This window comes from Pelistega ratti, assembly GCF_009833965.1.
Lineage (GTDB): Bacteria > Pseudomonadota > Gammaproteobacteria > Burkholderiales > Burkholderiaceae_B > Taylorella > Taylorella ratti.
The window spans coordinates 1,542,195-1,558,181 of the sequence record NZ_CP047165.1 but is presented as its reverse complement, the minus strand read 5'-3'; the positions used below and the strand labels follow the sequence as shown (position 1 = coordinate 1,558,181).

The 15,987-nt window shown below is 37.7% G+C and carries 13 protein-coding genes; 5 read left to right on the top strand and 8 right to left on the bottom strand.

The annotated features are described in order from the left end of the window. Positions 1-67: 67 nt before the first annotated feature. From hutU to F9B76_RS06760, 3 genes are all read right to left on the bottom strand, one after another. Complete coding sequence (hutU, locus tag F9B76_RS06770; RefSeq protein WP_159991428.1) at positions 68-1,726, bottom strand: urocanate hydratase; 1,659 nt, start codon at positions 1,724-1,726, stop codon at positions 68-70. A gap of 33 nt (positions 1,727-1,759) precedes the next feature. Continuing rightward, positions 1,760-2,980, bottom strand: coding sequence for an imidazolonepropionase (gene hutI / locus F9B76_RS06765; protein ID WP_159991427.1), 1,221 nt, complete (start codon positions 2,978-2,980; stop codon positions 1,760-1,762). 237 nt (positions 2,981-3,217) lie between these two features. Then, the gene (locus F9B76_RS06760; RefSeq protein ID WP_159991426.1) at positions 3,218-3,943 is read right to left on the bottom strand and encodes a UTRA domain-containing protein; all 726 of its coding nucleotides are present in this window, start codon (positions 3,941-3,943) and stop codon (positions 3,218-3,220) included. A gap of 220 nt (positions 3,944-4,163) precedes the next feature. Between F9B76_RS06760 and hutG the strand changes: the two genes are divergently transcribed. From hutG to F9B76_RS06740, 4 genes are all read left to right on the top strand, one after another. Continuing rightward, complete coding sequence (hutG, locus tag F9B76_RS06755) at positions 4,164-5,084, top strand: formimidoylglutamase (RefSeq protein WP_201289289.1); 921 nt, start codon at positions 4,164-4,166, stop codon at positions 5,082-5,084. 199 nt (positions 5,085-5,283) lie between these two features. Further along, positions 5,284-6,177, top strand: coding sequence for an aldose epimerase family protein (locus tag F9B76_RS06750; protein ID WP_159991425.1), 894 nt, complete (start codon positions 5,284-5,286; stop codon positions 6,175-6,177). Between the two features lie 283 nt (positions 6,178-6,460). Continuing rightward, positions 6,461-6,673 carry a heavy-metal-associated domain-containing protein gene (locus F9B76_RS06745; RefSeq protein WP_159991424.1) on the top strand — a complete coding sequence of 71 codons (213 nt, stop codon included), beginning with the start codon at positions 6,461-6,463 and terminating at the stop codon, positions 6,671-6,673. 264 nt (positions 6,674-6,937) lie between these two features. Further along, positions 6,938-9,106, top strand: coding sequence for a heavy metal translocating P-type ATPase (locus F9B76_RS06740; protein ID WP_159991423.1), 2,169 nt, complete (start codon positions 6,938-6,940; stop codon positions 9,104-9,106). A 163-nt stretch (positions 9,107-9,269) separates the two neighbouring features. On the opposite strand, the gene F9B76_RS06735 is transcribed toward F9B76_RS06740, so the two are convergent. The 5 genes from F9B76_RS06735 to yczE form a co-directional block, all read right to left on the bottom strand. After that, positions 9,270-10,487, bottom strand: a complete 1,218-nt coding sequence (locus F9B76_RS06735; protein WP_159991422.1) for a YncE family protein — start codon at positions 10,485-10,487, stop codon at positions 9,270-9,272. A gap of 136 nt (positions 10,488-10,623) precedes the next feature. Continuing rightward, positions 10,624-11,220 (bottom strand): SCO family protein, encoded by a 597-nt coding sequence (locus tag F9B76_RS06730; RefSeq protein ID WP_159991421.1) that lies wholly within the window; start codon positions 11,218-11,220, stop codon positions 10,624-10,626. A gap of 83 nt (positions 11,221-11,303) precedes the next feature. Continuing rightward, complete coding sequence (gene nirK, locus F9B76_RS06725) at positions 11,304-12,437, bottom strand: copper-containing nitrite reductase (protein WP_159991420.1); 1,134 nt, start codon at positions 12,435-12,437, stop codon at positions 11,304-11,306. A 352-nt stretch (positions 12,438-12,789) separates the two neighbouring features. Beyond that, the gene (locus F9B76_RS06720) at positions 12,790-14,115 is read right to left on the bottom strand and encodes a Na+/H+ antiporter family protein (protein WP_159991419.1); all 1,326 of its coding nucleotides are present in this window, start codon (positions 14,113-14,115) and stop codon (positions 12,790-12,792) included. A gap of 90 nt (positions 14,116-14,205) precedes the next feature. Next, the gene (gene yczE, locus F9B76_RS06715; RefSeq protein ID WP_159991418.1) at positions 14,206-14,844 is read right to left on the bottom strand and encodes a membrane protein YczE; all 639 of its coding nucleotides are present in this window, start codon (positions 14,842-14,844) and stop codon (positions 14,206-14,208) included. 184 nt (positions 14,845-15,028) lie between these two features. Between yczE and F9B76_RS06710 the strand changes: the two genes are divergently transcribed. After that, a complete protein-coding gene (locus tag F9B76_RS06710; protein ID WP_159991417.1) occupies positions 15,029-15,841 on the top strand; it encodes a MetQ/NlpA family ABC transporter substrate-binding protein in 813 nt (270 codons plus the stop codon). The last annotated feature ends 146 nt before the right edge of the window (positions 15,842-15,987 follow it).

Genomic DNA, 15,987 nt, shown 5'->3' with positions numbered 1-15,987 from the left:
TTATAATAAATTGTCCCCGTGTTTTAAAAAAGAGGTGAAAAGAGAGTTTTTCACCTCCTATACAATATTACTTGACCATTGGTAAGTTTAATCCTTGTTCTTTAGCACAATGCTTAGCAATATCATAACCAGCATCGGCATGACGCATAACACCAGTAGCAGGATCATTATGTAATACACGGGCGATGCGTTGAGAAGCCTCATCAGTACCATCGCATACAATCACAACCCCTGCGTGTTGAGAAAATCCCATACCAACACCACCACCGTGATGTAAACTTACCCAAGTTGCCCCACCAGCAGTATTTAATAGAGCATTAAGTAGTGGCCAATCGGATACCGCATCTGATCCATCTAGCATACTTTCTGTTTCTCGATTAGGGCTGGCAACAGAACCAGAATCAAGATGATCTCGTCCGATAACAATAGGTGCTTTTAGTTCGCCATTTTTAACCATTTCATTAAAAGCTAGACCTAATCTGGCTCGGTCTTTTAATCCAACCCAACAAATACGAGCAGGGAGACCTTGGAATGCGATACGTTCTTTTGCCATATCAAGCCAGTTATGTAAATGAGGATCGTTAGGGATTAATTCTTTTACTTTTTGATCTGTTTTATAAATATCTTCTGGATCGCCAGATAATGCTACCCAGCGGAATGGGCCAATACCTTCGCAGAATAGAGGACGAATATAGGCAGGGACAAAACCGGGAAAATCAAAGGCATTTTCTACCCCCATTTCTTTTGCCATTTGTCGGATATTATTACCATAATCTAGAGTTGCTGCCCCTCTTTCTTGAAGTGTAAGCATGGCTTTGACTTGTTTTGCCATACTGAGTTTTGCTGGTAATGTAATTGTTTCAGGTGCTATTTTTTGTGCTTCTTTCCATTGTGTTAAACTCCATCCACTAGGTAAATAACCGTGAATAGGATCATGGGCACTTGTTTGATCTGTTACAACATCAGGTGTAATTCCTCTTGCGACAAGTTCTGCAAAAATATCTGCGGCATTGCCTAGTAAACCGACAGAGATAGGTTTATCCGTATTTTTAATAAGATTGAGGGCTTCATCAAGCGAATAGGCTTTCTTATCACAATAGCGTGTTTGAATACGAAAATCAATACGACTTTCATCGCATTCTACGGCAATCATACTAAAACCAGCCATGGTTGCGGCAAGTGGTTGTGCACCACCCATACCCCCTAAACCACCTGTCAGAATCCAACGACCATGAGTATTACCATTAAAATGTTTTTTGGCAACAGCAACAAAGGTTTCATAGGTGCCTTGAACAATACCTTGAGAACCAATATAAATCCATGAACCTGCAGTCATTTGCCCATACATCATCAAGCCTTTACGATCAAGTTCATTAAAATGATCCCATGTTGCCCAGTGAGGAACGAGGTTTGAGTTAGCAATTAATACTCTTGGTGCGTCTTTATGGGTAGGAAAAACACCTACAGGTTTTCCTGATTGCACAAGCAGTGTTTCATCATCATTAAGTTGTTTTAATACTTCTAGAATTTTGTCATAACATTCCCAATTTCTTGTTGCTCGACCAATTCCACCATAGACAACAAGGCTTTGAGGGTGTTCTGCTACCTCAGGATCTAGATTATTTTGCAACATACGAAAAGGGGCTTCTGTTAGCCAACTTTTACACTGTAGTGTTGATCCTTTGGGGGATTTAATGATACGTGTGGTATCGGTTCTATCTAACATAACTGTCTCCTATAAAGAAATAAAAAGGGAGAATTAAAGCGTATTCTTTCCTCTGAATATACGCTGTACTAAAGGGTTACTACCAACTTCATAGATAATATCAACAGGTCTCTCAGCATCCCAAACTAATAAATCAGCAAGATAACCAGGAGCAATACAACCATGTGAATGAGTTAATCCCAGTGCTTTAGCTGCATTCCATGTGACGCCAGCCCATGCTTCTTCAATCGTTAAACCGAACTGTACACAAGCCATATTCATTGCCCAATGAATACTGGTAAATGGTGCAGTACCGGGATTAAAGTCAGTAGAAATGGCGATAGGTACTTGATATTGTCGTAATAAGTCAATAGGGGGGCATTGCTTTTCTCGTAAGAAATAATAGGCGAAGGGAAGTAATACGGCGGTTGTATTGCTTTGTTTAATTGCTTGAATACCTTGCTCATCTAAGTATTCGATATGATCAACAGATAAGCCATTAAAAGAGGCGATTAGGGCAGATCCCCCTAGATTAGAAAGTTGTTCGGTATGACCTTTGATTGGAATACCTAATGCTTTTGCTGTCTGTAGAATTTTTGTTGATTGTGCTATAGAAAACCCAACTGTTTCACAAAAAATATCTATTGCTGAAAATGCTTTTTCTTGCCAAAGGGTTGGTATGATTTTTTGACAAATTAAATTGACGTAGTCATCAGGATTATTTTTAAACTCTGAAGGGATAGTATGAGCAGAAAGTAAGGTTTTAATTATTTCAATAGGATAATGTTGTGCTAATTGATCAGCGACAAGTAGTTGTTTTCTTTCATCTTCTAAATTAAGCCCATACCCTGTTTTACATTCTATGGTTGTAACGCCCTCTTGTATCAATCGTTGTAATCGAGGTTGTGCTAAGGAAGCTAATTCTTCCATAGATGCTTGACGAGTAGCCTTGACGGTTTGATTGATCCCACCACCTTCTTTTGCTATTTGACTATAAGGTATGCCTTGTTGACGGCGTTCCCATTCATGTGCACGATTTCCTGCAAAAATGAGGTGTGTATGGCAATCAATTAAACCTGCCGTAACAAGCGCTCCTTGTAAATCTTCTATTTCACAATTATAAGTAGATGCTGGTTGATGAGGTAGTACGGCTTTGATATAAGCACCCTCAATCACAATATCATGCAGGGGAAAATATTGAAAAGGAGCGTGATAGTCTCCTGTAGGAAGACTAGTGGCAATATTTGCGTTTTGTAATACTCTTTTTATTAACAATTTTTATCTCCTTTTTAAATGTATATACATATATATACAATAAAATATAAAATAATGTCAATAAAATAATTGTAATGGGGGTATGCTGGTGTTGTAGAAAGGATAAGAAGAATATTATTTAACTATATTGATGGTATGTGAAATACTGAAAGAGGTTTTGTATGAGTAGAAGATTTAAAAAACGTTTTTTAATGGATTTTTTTTAAACAACTGATTTATGATAAGGTAAATAGTGTTTTATTCATAGGGTGTATAACGAGAATGTAGCTTATATCGAGAACCTACTGCAACTAAACAAGTATAGCTAATGAGAATATTATTTGACCATGTACGGCGGAACATTTGTAAGCAGGCTGTTTGAGGAGGGATATTTAAAATAGATTCCCATTCGGGTAAGGCATTAATAGCTTCTATATATTGTTCTATTTCGCTAAGAGGGAAATGTTTTAACAAATAAGCAGTCGGTGTTATTTTCTGAAAATCTTGTGTAATAAAATCGGGGGCGTGTAGGGGATTAACGTACCGTCTTTCTAGCATAGTAGGAAAATTATTTTCTAAGTGTAGTATTTCTACATAACTGACTTTTGTACCTGTTTTAACACCTAAATGCCAAGCGATATCTTCTGCTGGAATAAGCTGTTTTTGGGCTAAAACCTTAGATGAATAGGTGCTACCACGCTGTTGAATCTCTTGTGATAAATCAACAATTGTCGTGAGGGGCATTTCAGCTTGATGGTGTTTAACAAAAGTGCCTTTTCCTGCAACACGAAATAAAATACCTTGTTCGCTAAGTAAAGAAATGGCTTTATTCACTGTCATACGGCTGACTTTAAATTGTACGGCAATATCTATTTCTGTAGGAATTTTTTCTCCTGCTTTCCATGCATTGCTAGTAATTTGCTGCATAATATATTCTTGAATTTGTTTATATAGTGGAATAGCGTGCTGATTAAAATGCTTCATTTGTATATTCCTATTTTATTAAAACGTATTAAATGTATAGACAAATAATAAAGCGTACGATATATTATAGGATAGTATATTTTAGGTGTAAAAACAGATAAAAAGCGACTTGTATCTATTATTCTAATGAGAGATAGTATAAATATGCTTGTTGAAAGTGGATAAAAGGTTTATTTATCAAATAATATCGATCATATATCACTAAAGGAATAAGGAGTAAATGATGCAATCAACCTATACATGGACAGGACGAGTTGATGGGACTACCCCAGAACATCTCCGTTTTCACCAAGTTATTAATCAATCCGAGCAAGCAGAATATACTTTACTAGGCTTCTGTAGTGATGAAGGTGTAATCAGAAATAAGGGAAGACAAGGTGCAGCACTAGCGCCTAATACGATACGGCAACAATTAGCTTCATTGCCTATTCACCAAGCAATTAGTATCAAAGATGGGGGTAATATCATCTGTCAAGAAGGTAAGTTAGAACAAGCGCAAACAGAGTTAGCACAAAAAATAACAGCAACCTTGTTATCTACAAGTCGTCCTATCGTGTTAGGAGGAGGACATGAGGTGGCTTATGGTAGCTTTATGGGTGTATTTCATTATCTACAACAAATAAGCCCTAAGGCAAAATTAGGTATTATTAACTTTGATGCACATTTTGATTTACGACAGGCAGATAGATCAACATCAGGAACGCCATTTTTACAGGCAGCAAAATATAGCCTTGCGCATCAATCTCCATTTCATTATTTTTGCTTGGGTATTGCAAAGCATGGTAATACAAAAGTTTTATTTGATACTGCGGATCAGTTGGGGTGTCAATATGTCTATGATTATGAAATAAATCACCAGAATCTTTCTGCTATACAAAAGAAATTAGCGGATTTTATCGATGCTATGGATATGCTTTATGTAACAGTAGATTTAGATGTTTTCCATAGTGCTATTGCTCCAGGAGTAAGTGCTCCTGCGGTGCGAGGGGTAGATTTAGTGTGCTTTGAGACTTTATTTCAGCAGATTAAACAATCACAAAAAATCTGTCTATTAGATATTGCAGAGTGTAATCCACATTATGATATTGATAATCGTACAGCAAAGTTAGCGGCTTATATTGTTTATCAGTATTTAACTTAAATATAAATAGTATAAACCTAAACTAAAATCTTATTTCAAAACAATTTTGAAACAGGAGAGGTTAAATAGGCATAATGTATTCTTGATAAGAAAAATTTCTGCTTTTATTATCCATAAGATATAAATGAAAGAAATACCTAAATAAAAATCTATCTAAAAGTTTTACAATATAAACTCTTTACAACAGTACAAGCTTACTATGCAAAAAATTAGCCTTTCTTATCAACATCAGCGATTAGATCTTTACCCATCATTAGGTGCAGCAACTGCTTGCTACTATATGGAGATTCAAGGTAAGGTATATCATTTTTTACGCCCAACTCCTGAAAAAGCACTTTTACAAAACAACATTGAAGAGACGGCTAATTTTCTGATGGCACCTTGGGCGGGACGTATTCAAAATGGGCAATTTACTTATGAAGGTAAACATATTCATTATCCCAGTAAAATAAAAGACTTTGCACATAGTATGCATGGGTTTGCACGAGATATGGAGTGGATAGTTATTGATCACTGTTCACATACCGCACATTTAAAATTGCATTATCAAAAAACACAAGAATGGCCATTTTCTTTTAAGATTGAACAAATTTATACATTAACGGATAAGGGCTTATCTATACAGGTTATGGTCGAAAATACAGGGGATACGGTGATGCCTTTTAGTATGGGTTATCATCCCTTTTTTCCTTGTGATAGTGAAACTCGCCTCTATGCCAATGTACAGAAAGCATGGTATAGCGATGAAGAATTAATGCCAACGCATTTAGGTGATCATCCCTTAGTTCATCAGCTATCTCAAGGTTTTCGAGTGCAAGATACGCCATGGGATATTATTCTGACAGGGTGGGATAAACAGGTATTCATTCAATGGGCGGATCGCCAATTACGGTATGAAGTGAGTAGTCCCTTTGATTTTCTGGTGCTGTATAACCCTCGTGGTAAAGAATGGTTTTGTGCTGAACCATTTGGGAATATTACGGATAGTTTTAATCTACGTCAGCGGTTCCCTCGAGAGCAGATTGGGGGGATGGATATGAAACCTGCACAGGTAGTGACAGCAACGGTTTATTTAATGCCTGAGGTATATTAAGAATGGTAGGTATATACGTGTTGGTAATACCTATTTATTTAGTAATAGGTCTATCTTGACAATAGATGTAAAATAATAATATTTGTAGAGTGGTGTTGTCATAGATGATAGATTTAACCAAATCCGCTAAAACCCTGATGACATCATGACTATTTAAAAGAAATGGTATAGAAAGGCGTATGCTTTAGGGTAATTTAGCTGAACATGGTTGATAGCGTAGTAAACTATACGTTCAGCAGTTATGATGATATAAATTCTTTGTTGTATTAATAGGAGATTAGAGATGCAAACAGTAACACTTCATATTGAGGGAATGACTTGCGGTGGTTGTGTGAAAAGTGTCACTCGTGTTTTAACAGAACAAGCCGGTGTACAAAAAGCAGAAGTTAGCTTAGAAAATAAGCAGGCTGTTATCACTTTTGATGAAAGTGCTGTATCAGTATCGCAGCTTAAAGAAGTGATCGAAGATGCTGGCTATGATGTGGTGGATCAATAGTCGCCCCTTGATTATGTAAAAATTATCCCCATATGTATGGGTAGATTTCATCATCAAATCAGGTGAATACCGCTAGGGATAGTGGATAATATCTCGGGAAAGGGTAACCTTTCCCCCTAAGGAATTAATAGGGTCTTTTATGACTCTATATCGTAGTAAATTACCAAGTATCTTCCTTTCTGCATTCTTATACTAATAAGCCCCATTAGGGGCTAGTGGTGTTGTCTATTTTAGGTAAGATATTTAAACAAAGAGGTACTCATAATGAGCAATACACCAGAAAAACTTAGTTTTGCAATTGATGGTATGACTTGCCAAGCATGCGCAACGCGTATTGAAAAAGTTTTAAATAAAAAAGATGGTGTAGTGCAAGCACAGGTTAATTTTGCGAGTGAAGAAGCACAAGTGCTTGTTAGTGATCATAAATTGTCTGCACAGGATATTATTGGGTTTATTCAAAAAACGGGCTATCGTGCTTCACTGAAAAAAGAGGGTGAGATTCCTCAAATTACGGTGAAACATATGTCATGGCGCCTATGGTTGTTATTGGTAATTAATATTCCCTTTTTAATCGGCATGGCAGGCATGCTTATCGGGCGACATGACTGGATGCTTCCTCCGATTTGGCAATGGGTATTAGCAAGTATTGTGCAATTATTTTTAGCGATTCCTTTTTATAAGAGTGCGTGGGGCTCTATTAAAGGGGGGCTTGCTAATATGGATGTCTTAGTCACCATTGGTACGATCGCTATTTATCTATATTCTACCTATATGCTTTTTTTCTACCCTCATACAGGGCATGAAGGCGGTATGCCCCATGTGTACTTTGAGGCAAGTGTGATGGTGATAGGATTTGTTAGCTTTGGTAAATTCTTAGAAGAAAGTGCAAAGAAAAATAGCCTTAATAGCTTAGGTATGCTTTTGAAATTACGCCCCTCTCAAGTGAATGTAAAACGAGAAGATCAATGGTATTCTATCCCTATTGATCAAGTACAGCTTGGTGAAATTATCCGTGCTAATCATGGTGAGCGTATTGCGGCGGATGGTATGGTAATCAGTGGTACGGGCTGGACAGATGAAAGTCATTTAACGGGAGAATCTCAACCAGAAGAGAAAAAAGCCGGTAGTAAGGTATTGGCTGGCTCTTTAGTCAGTGATGGTAGCCTGATTTATCAAGCGGAGCAATTAGGTAGTCAAACGTTATTAGGGGATATGATGTCTGCTTTATCAGAGGCACAAGGTAGTAAAGCTCCTATTGCCCGTATAGCGGATAAAGTCTCTGGGATTTTTGTGCCGGTGGTGGTATTGATTGCATTAATCACCTTTATCGTAACAGGTATGGTGCGTGCTGATTGGACGGTTGCCTTGATGAATGCGGTGGCAGTATTAGTAATTGCCTGCCCTTGTGCATTAGGCTTAGCAACCCCTGCTGCTATTATGGTGGGTATGGGACAGGCTGTTAAACGTGGTATCTGGTTTAAAGATGCAACAGTGATTGAAGAGGCGGCTCATGTTAATGCTGTTGTTTTGGATAAAACAGGTACATTAACGGAGGGTAAACCTACTGTTAATGCGATATTTTCAACAGGTACGTATTCAGAAAGTGAATTACTTCGTATTGCTGCCAGTGTTGAACAAAGTGCGACACATCCTTTAGCAAGAGCGATTGTAAATGCGGCACAAGCACAGTCTTTGGCGCTTATAGAACCCCAGCAAGTAGAGAGTGTTACGGGTGAGGGTATTCGTGCCGTTATTGATGGCATAGGCGTAGTCCATGTTGGTAAACCAAGTTTTTGTCACTTTGATATGCAACAAGTATCAGGTGAGATATGGTCTATTGCGAGTGTGGTAGCGGTCTCTGTTGATGGCAAGGCGGTTGGTGCTTTTGCCTTAGCTGATGCATTGAAAGAGGATACCGCTAAGGCAATTGCTCGTTTACAAGCACATCATATTGATGTGTATGTGATGAGTGGCGATCATCAACAGGTGGTAAGCTATGTTGCTAATGCATTGGGTATTCAATATGCTTTTGGTAATATGAGTCCTCGTGATAAAGCGGAAAAAATCCAGTCGCTAAAGGCTGAGGGTAAAGTTGTTGCTATGGTGGGTGATGGTGTTAATGATGCGCCCGCACTCGCCGCTGCAAATGTTAGCTTTGCGATGAAAGGGGGGGCTGATGTAGCGGAAAATACGGCATCTGCTACATTGATGCAACAATCGGTGAATCAGATGGTGGATGCTTTATTGGTCTCTCGAGCAACGTTAAAAAATATTAAACAAAACTTATTCTTTGCCTTTATCTACAACATTATTGGTATTCCATTAGCGGCATTGGGTTTCTTAAATCCAATTATTGCTGGGGCAGCGATGGCATTAAGTTCTGTTTCTGTATTAAGTAATGCGTTAAGATTAAAATATATTAAGATTGATTAATAAGCATTGTTGATTGGTGTTTTTCATGTAAATATAAGAGGGGCTATAGGGAGTAGCCCCCTTTTTATGATAAATACTTTATGGTTATTGTTTATAAAAAAAGAGAAGCAAGCAATGCTGTTCTCTTTTTTAAAAAACCAGATATAGGATGAATTAAACGCTATTAATAACAGATACTATTATTACTTCCCATGCGGAGTAAGCCACCCATCACAACACCTTTGATGCGAATAGGATCTAACATTTCTCGTGTACGAATATCGTAACGGAAGATTTGTGGAGGACCTTCATCAAGGGTCATATAGAGGGTTTTGCTATCACCTGTTACCCACATATCAACAACTTCGTAGGGGAAACGGTAGATCTTATGATCATCAGGATTATCAAATGATTGGAACATAAGCCCCTTATCACCACCAATAACCCATGTACTTTCTAACCAACCGCTACGAATAATACGAGGAGAAAAATCGACTTCATAACGAATCGGTTTTTCATCACCTTGTTCAAGGTTAAAGTAAGCGAGATGTCCTGATACGTCTGAGAATAATACGCGTTGAGAATAGGCATCAATATAAGGGGAAACCATTGGGCGATAGGTTGTTCCTGCCGTGTACATAGGACCTGTACTGAGTAGTTTATCTGTTTCAGGGAAATATAATAAACCCTCAGAGCCATCGAGCGTATTAAATGCCACCATATAGTCTTCGGGACTTGCAACCCCTTTATCAAAACCAACGGTAGGACGAATACGTTTTGTAAAATCTAACACTTCCCAAGGTTTTTTGATGGGATCATACCCATGTTTGCGGTAGATGACGGGTTTGGTTTTATCTAATACCCAAAAAGATTGGCTGAAAGAGCTAAAGAGTAAGGTATAGTAGGCATAGAGAACCGTTTCACGTTGTGGAGAATCAAATTTTTCAGGGAAAATAGTGACTTCTCCTGTATCGTAATTGACCATACCAACTTGATCTCGTAAACCAACGGCGAGTAATTTGGACTGAGGAACAAAGAAAATTTGATAAACAGGGGAGGGCATATCAATAACTTTAATCTCTCGTGAAATAAGATTGTATAAATAGAGAGAGGAAACCTCAGGATTGCCGAATGCTAGCATACTATCATCACGGGCTATTTCCATTACTTTTGGTTTAATATTAAAATTAAGATGAGCAACTTGCTCCATCGTAACGGTATCATAGACAGAGATGTAGTATGTACTAATATCAGCAATAAATAGATAACGGGTAGGGGCATAGAGTGATTGAGTAGCCCCATTAACTGGTGAGTTATTATTTGCCGCCTTTGCTGAAAGAAAAGGCAACGATGAGCTGATACCTGTAGCAGTGGCGAGCGATAAAAAATCTCGTCTTTTCATCAAAATTTCCTTTGAGATTTAAAACCATGTCATTGATAGACGGATAGTGGCTTTAAGATAATGATAGTCTCTTTCTGTTAAGAGTAAGCATAAAGAGTCACTTGTACCATGTAACTCTTTATACCGAAATGTATGTTTATTGTGTTTTTTGCTGAGTAGACTCTTTGGCTAAGATAGCATCAATCGACTGAGCAAGATCTTCTGCACCAATTTGATAATCAAATACATCTAGTAATTGATGCTCTGGATTAATAAGATAGATAAGCGATGAGTGATAAACGGTATAGTCAGTGCCTTTTTGGGGTACTTCTATGCGTTTACCATCTAAACGATAACCAAAAGATGCGCCTAATTGATCCGTTAATGCTTTGATACGAGGTAAATCACCCGATAAACCGATAATACGCTCATCAAACTGTGTTACATAGGTGTGTAAAATTTCAGGTGTATCGTGTACAGGATCAATAGAAACAAAGATAGGTGCAATTGCTTCTGGATTTTTGAGGTTTTCTAATGTTAAGGCATATTCAGATAATGTGGTTGGGCAAATATCTGGGCATGATGAATAGCCGATAGAGACTAATAGATATTTACCGGGATAACTTTTCTCTGTCACCTTGCCTTTGTTGTCTTCTAGATTAAAGGAAATGGAGCGAGCATAAGCCGCTTGACCTAATGCCATTAAGCTAACAAGGAAAGCCAAAACAAAGTGTGAGATGATACGAGTAAACATAATAATAGTCTCCTTATGAAAAAAGCGGCTACTAACCATATCTGACTAGTAGCCGAGGTAAAAAGAATGTAAGGTATCGTGGATTATTCTTTGAACTTACGTGGAGCTACTAATTGTTCCATTAAGTTATTATCCCATTTACCATCTACTTTAATTGTTGCTAGTGCACCTAAGTTAAGTGCTTCAATTAAGTTATGATTTAAGTAAACATAAGTACCTGGTTGTTTGAAGGTGTACATTGCTGCACCAGCAGAACCTGCTGCAATTGACCAAGTTTCAAGGTCTTGTGCAGGAACATCAGCTAAGTTACCACGTTCCCAAACATACTCACCATGACCACCGATAAGGTGTGGGTAAGTAAAGCGGTTAGCTTGAGAGTGATAAATCATTAATGTTTCGCCAACTTTAGCGGTTGGAGAGTTATCGCCTGTGTAATGACCTTTGCGTTCACCGAAAACGATATGTGTTGGGATAAGACCATCCATGACTTTTTTGTCATCTGCATAAGATTCAGCGGCATTTGCATAACGTTTGTAGTTACCGTTTTCATCTTTTGGAATGTAGAAGTCTTGCTCACCAATATAAATCGCTTTATCATAAGTGAGTTTATTACCGTTTTTGTCTTTTAGACCATCTTTAGGTAGAACAACAACTGCACCATTCATACCGTGAACAACGTGCCAAGGAATCATTGCACCGCCAGGAGCGCAGTGGTAAATATGAACGCCCGGTTTGATCGCTTTCCAACGAAGTTTAACTTCTTCACCAGGAGCAACGTGAGTTAATTCGCCACCACCTAATGCACCAGTAGAGGCATGGAAGTCAATGTTATGAACGAGAACATTTTTTGAAAGGTTTTTAAGTGTTAGTTCTACATAATCCCCTTCATGTACAACAATTAGTGGACCAGGAACAGAACCGTTGAAAGTAAATGCCCACATAAAGACACCAGGTTCTACCTCGATTTCTTTTTCTTCGATAAACATTTCAACTTCAACGACACGTGGTGTTGCTGGTGCTTCTAAAGTATGCTCAGGCACATTAGGAGGTGCTACTAATGTTTGTTTAACACGAGGTAATTTAGCGATTTCATCAGAAGCTTTGATAACTTCATAACCAGGTAAACCACCAGTAGTTGACACAACAGGGTCTGCTGCATAAGCACTAGCACCTAATAAAGCCGCACAAATTGCGGATACGACAAACTTTTTGCTCATTTTAAATTTACTCCTCTAAGTAAGGAAAAGAAAGAATGTGTTTTATGTTTGGGATAATGTAAACGCAATTATCATAGAATCAAATGATAAAAGTCAAGATTTTGACCGTAGCTTTTTTTAATAGGCAAAATAGCTATTTTTAATGAGGGCATATAGTAGAGAAAAACCTTTAAAAAACAAACTTATCTATCTCGCTCAAAATACCCATGAATAGAGCGTGGATATTAAGTGTAGCAATATTATTCATCATAAAAACAACATAAAAAAAACTCTGCTATAAAAGGATATAGCAGAGCATTAAAAAGAGCAAATGGTTAATATTTTACTAAATATAAAAAATAGAAAATAATTATTATAATAGCATAGCTGCTACCCAACCCGAGATCATAAGCGGAATATTATAGTGAAGAAAGGTAGGGATAACGGTATCACGAATATGATCGTGCTGACCATCAACATTCAGACCCGCTGTAGGGCCTAAGGTAGAGTCAGAGGCAGGAGAGCCTGCATCACCTAAAGCGCCTGCTGTTCCAATTAATGCCACTGTAGCGGCAGGCGAAAACCCCATCTGTATGCAAAGAGGAACATAAATACTGGCAATAATAGGTAGGGTTGAGAAAGAACTGCCAATCCCCATTGTGACGAGTAAACCGACTAATAGCATAGCAAATGCAGCAATCCCCTTGCTGTCACCAAATAAGGAGGTAGAGGCTTTGACAAGAGGTTCAATTTCACCCGTTGCTTTCATCACTTCGGCAAAACCTTGTGCAGAAATCATAATAAAACCAATCATTGCCATCATTTTGATGCCATCATTAAAAACATTATCAGCTTCTTTTAATCGAACAACACCTAGTGCCATAAAGACGGCAAAACCAATCATTGCGCCGAGTAATAGAGAGTCGGTGGCTAGCTGAACACCAAAAGAGACAATAATAGCAAAGAGTGCCACAAAGCTACGATAGCGTGATACAACAGGTTGATTTCCCTTTTCATTATTTTCAATATCAATATCGGTTGTCGTATATTGGCGAGGTTTACGGTAACTAATAAAAACGGCAATCAATAACCCAGCAATCATACCAAGGGCAGGGATACTCATAACACTAAAGATATTGATATTATCAATATTAAGACCTTCTTTACTAATATTAGCCAGTAGGATTTTTTCAAGGAAAATTTCACCAAAACCATAAGGTACCCACATATAGGTTGTCACTAAACCAAAGGTCATAATACAACCGAGGAGACGGCGATCCACTTGCATACGATTAAATACTAATAAAAGTGGTGGGATAATAAGGGGAATAAAAGCAATATGAATAGGGATAATATTTTGACTCATCACACTCATGATAAGAATTAAACCTAAAATTCCCCATTTAATCGTAGCACCCTTTTTATTCGTATTGTTTAACCGAGAAATAATGGCATTGGCAAGCATTTGGGGTAAGCCAGAGTGAGCAATAGCCACTGCAAAAGCACCCAGTAATGCATAGTTTAAAGCGGTTTCTGCGCCGTTAGAAAGCCCAGTTTTAAAGGCTTGCATAGTTACTTCTATTCCTAAACCAGCTGATAAACCACCAGCAATAGCCCCTAAAATTAAACTAAGAACAACATGCATACGTGCCAGTGATAGTACCAGCATGACAACAACTGCAATAACAACAGCGTTCATTTTCTCTCCTCAAATAATAAAATGGATTGATGTATAAAAGAATGGTTTAGTGAAACGAATACCATAAACGATTTATAAAGAGGGTTAAGTCTAGTAATACTTAGCCATTAAAGATAGGCAAAATTGAATAACCCAGCCTACACCAAAGGCAAATAATAGCGTGCCTATACCAATAATCCCCCCTAGTAGCCAACCTAGAAGGCAAACAATAATTTCAATACAAATACGGATTTTACCTATTTTCCAGCCTGTATTTTGAAAAATACCTACCATTAATCCATCTCTTGGGCCAGAACCCATTTTGCAGGTAAGGTAAAAAGATGAGCAAACCCCAATGAGTACAATAGCGAAAATAATGGATAATAGACGAAGTGTAAGCGATTCTGGTATGGGTAGATAGTGAACTGTTAAGCCCAGACCGAGTGCAATTAATGTCATATTAAGGATAGTACCAAGACCGGGTTTTTGTTTTAGGGGTATCCAACCTAACATAACGATAATACTAATCCCTAACGTAACCCACCCGATATTACTACCCGTTTTGAGTGATATGCCTTGTGCAAGTACAGCCCATGGTGCAGAGCCTAAGCTAGCATTAACGAGTAAGCCTTCGCCGACACCAAATAAAAATAGTGAAGGAATAAGAACACAAAGTGAAAGCCAAGAGGGTTTCCAGTGTGATTGAGCAGACCAAGGGGTAGAGGGAAGTTGGTGTTTAGAGGTACTCATAATATAGATGGAGAATAGACCTTTTAAGATAATCAATAGTCATTAGCCATTGTAAGAGTAAGTGAAAATTAATGTCAATGCATAATTTGGATTAGTTATATGCTTATCACTAAAAAGTATAGTGTGATAAAGAAAGATTTTGTTATGCTCTTATATATAGCATATTTTATATAAAGGAAGTTATATGTATAACAAAAAATTATTTGTATCTGCTCTTGTAGCATTAGGGTGTATGCAAGCCGTTTTTGCGGGTGAAAAACTAAGTGTAGCGGCTACGCCAGTACCTGCTGCTGAAATTTTAGAGTTTATGAAACCAGCACTTGCTAAAGAAGGTGTTGATTTAGAGGTTGTTGTTTTTACGGATTATATTCAACCTAATCAACAGGTCGCTCAGAAAAATATTATGATGAATTGCTTCCAGCATAAACCTCATTTAGATACTTTTAATAAACAAACAGGGGCTAAACTTGTGCCAGTAGGTTATGTTTATGTACCGCCATTAGGAGCGTATTCACATAAGGTGAAAACACTATCTGATTTACCTGAGGGTGCTTCTGTCGCGATACCAAATGATACGACTAATAGTACCCGTGCTTTATTGCTATTAGAAAAAGGAGGTTTAATTAAACTAAAAGACCCAACCGATATTACCGCAACTGTTTTAGATATTACAGAAAATCCTAAAAAATTGGTCTTTAAAGAGTTAGAGGCGGCAACATTACCCCGTGTTGTTGATGATGTCGATTTGGCGGTTATCAATACAAATTATGCCTTAGAAGCTAAACTTAACCCTAAAAAGGATGCTTTAGTCTTAGAGGATGCAGGTTCATTGTATGCTAATTTATGCGCAACTGATCCAGCGTATCAGGATTCACCTTTAGTCGCTAAATTAATGAAAGAATGGCATAGTCCAGCTACTGTTCAATTCATTGAAGAAAAATATAAGGGTACGATTATCCCCGTGGGACTACAGCAAGGGGAACTTATCAAAGAATAGTTCTAAATAAGTTGTTCTTATCTCCATTTAGAATAAAAGAGGGCGGAATAAAATAATCCGCCTTTCTTTTTGAGGATAAGCCTTATTTTCACTTAATAGAAAATATGATCGTGGTAAATCTACTATTTATATTTTGAGAGTAGTTA

Excerpts from the sequence above, each read along its gene's own strand:
- F9B76_RS06720 (WP_159991419.1), bottom strand. The coding sequence starts at position 14,115 with ATGAACGCTGTTGTTATTGCAGTTGTTGTCATGCTGGTACTATCACTG.
- hutU (WP_159991428.1), bottom strand. The coding sequence starts at position 1,726 with ATGTTAGATAGAACCGATACCACACGTATCATTAAATCCCCCAAAGGA.
- F9B76_RS06745 (WP_159991424.1), top strand. The coding sequence starts at position 6,461 with ATGCAAACAGTAACACTTCATATTGAGGGAATGACTTGCGGTGGTTGT.
- nirK (WP_159991420.1), bottom strand. The coding sequence starts at position 12,437 with ATGAGCAAAAAGTTTGTCGTATCCGCAATTTGTGCGGCTTTATTAGGT.
- F9B76_RS06735 (WP_159991422.1), bottom strand. The coding sequence starts at position 10,487 with ATGAAAAGACGAGATTTTTTATCGCTCGCCACTGCTACAGGTATCAGC.
- F9B76_RS06740 (WP_159991423.1), top strand. The coding sequence starts at position 6,938 with ATGAGCAATACACCAGAAAAACTTAGTTTTGCAATTGATGGTATGACT.
- yczE (WP_159991418.1), bottom strand. The coding sequence starts at position 14,844 with ATGAGTACCTCTAAACACCAACTTCCCTCTACCCCTTGGTCTGCTCAA.
- F9B76_RS06710 (WP_159991417.1), top strand. The coding sequence starts at position 15,029 with ATGTATAACAAAAAATTATTTGTATCTGCTCTTGTAGCATTAGGGTGT.
- F9B76_RS06750 (WP_159991425.1), top strand. The coding sequence starts at position 5,284 with ATGCAAAAAATTAGCCTTTCTTATCAACATCAGCGATTAGATCTTTAC.
- hutG (WP_201289289.1), top strand. The coding sequence starts at position 4,164 with ATGATGCAATCAACCTATACATGGACAGGACGAGTTGATGGGACTACC.
- F9B76_RS06760 (WP_159991426.1), bottom strand. The coding sequence starts at position 3,943 with ATGAAGCATTTTAATCAGCACGCTATTCCACTATATAAACAAATTCAA.
- F9B76_RS06730 (WP_159991421.1), bottom strand. The coding sequence starts at position 11,220 with ATGTTTACTCGTATCATCTCACACTTTGTTTTGGCTTTCCTTGTTAGC.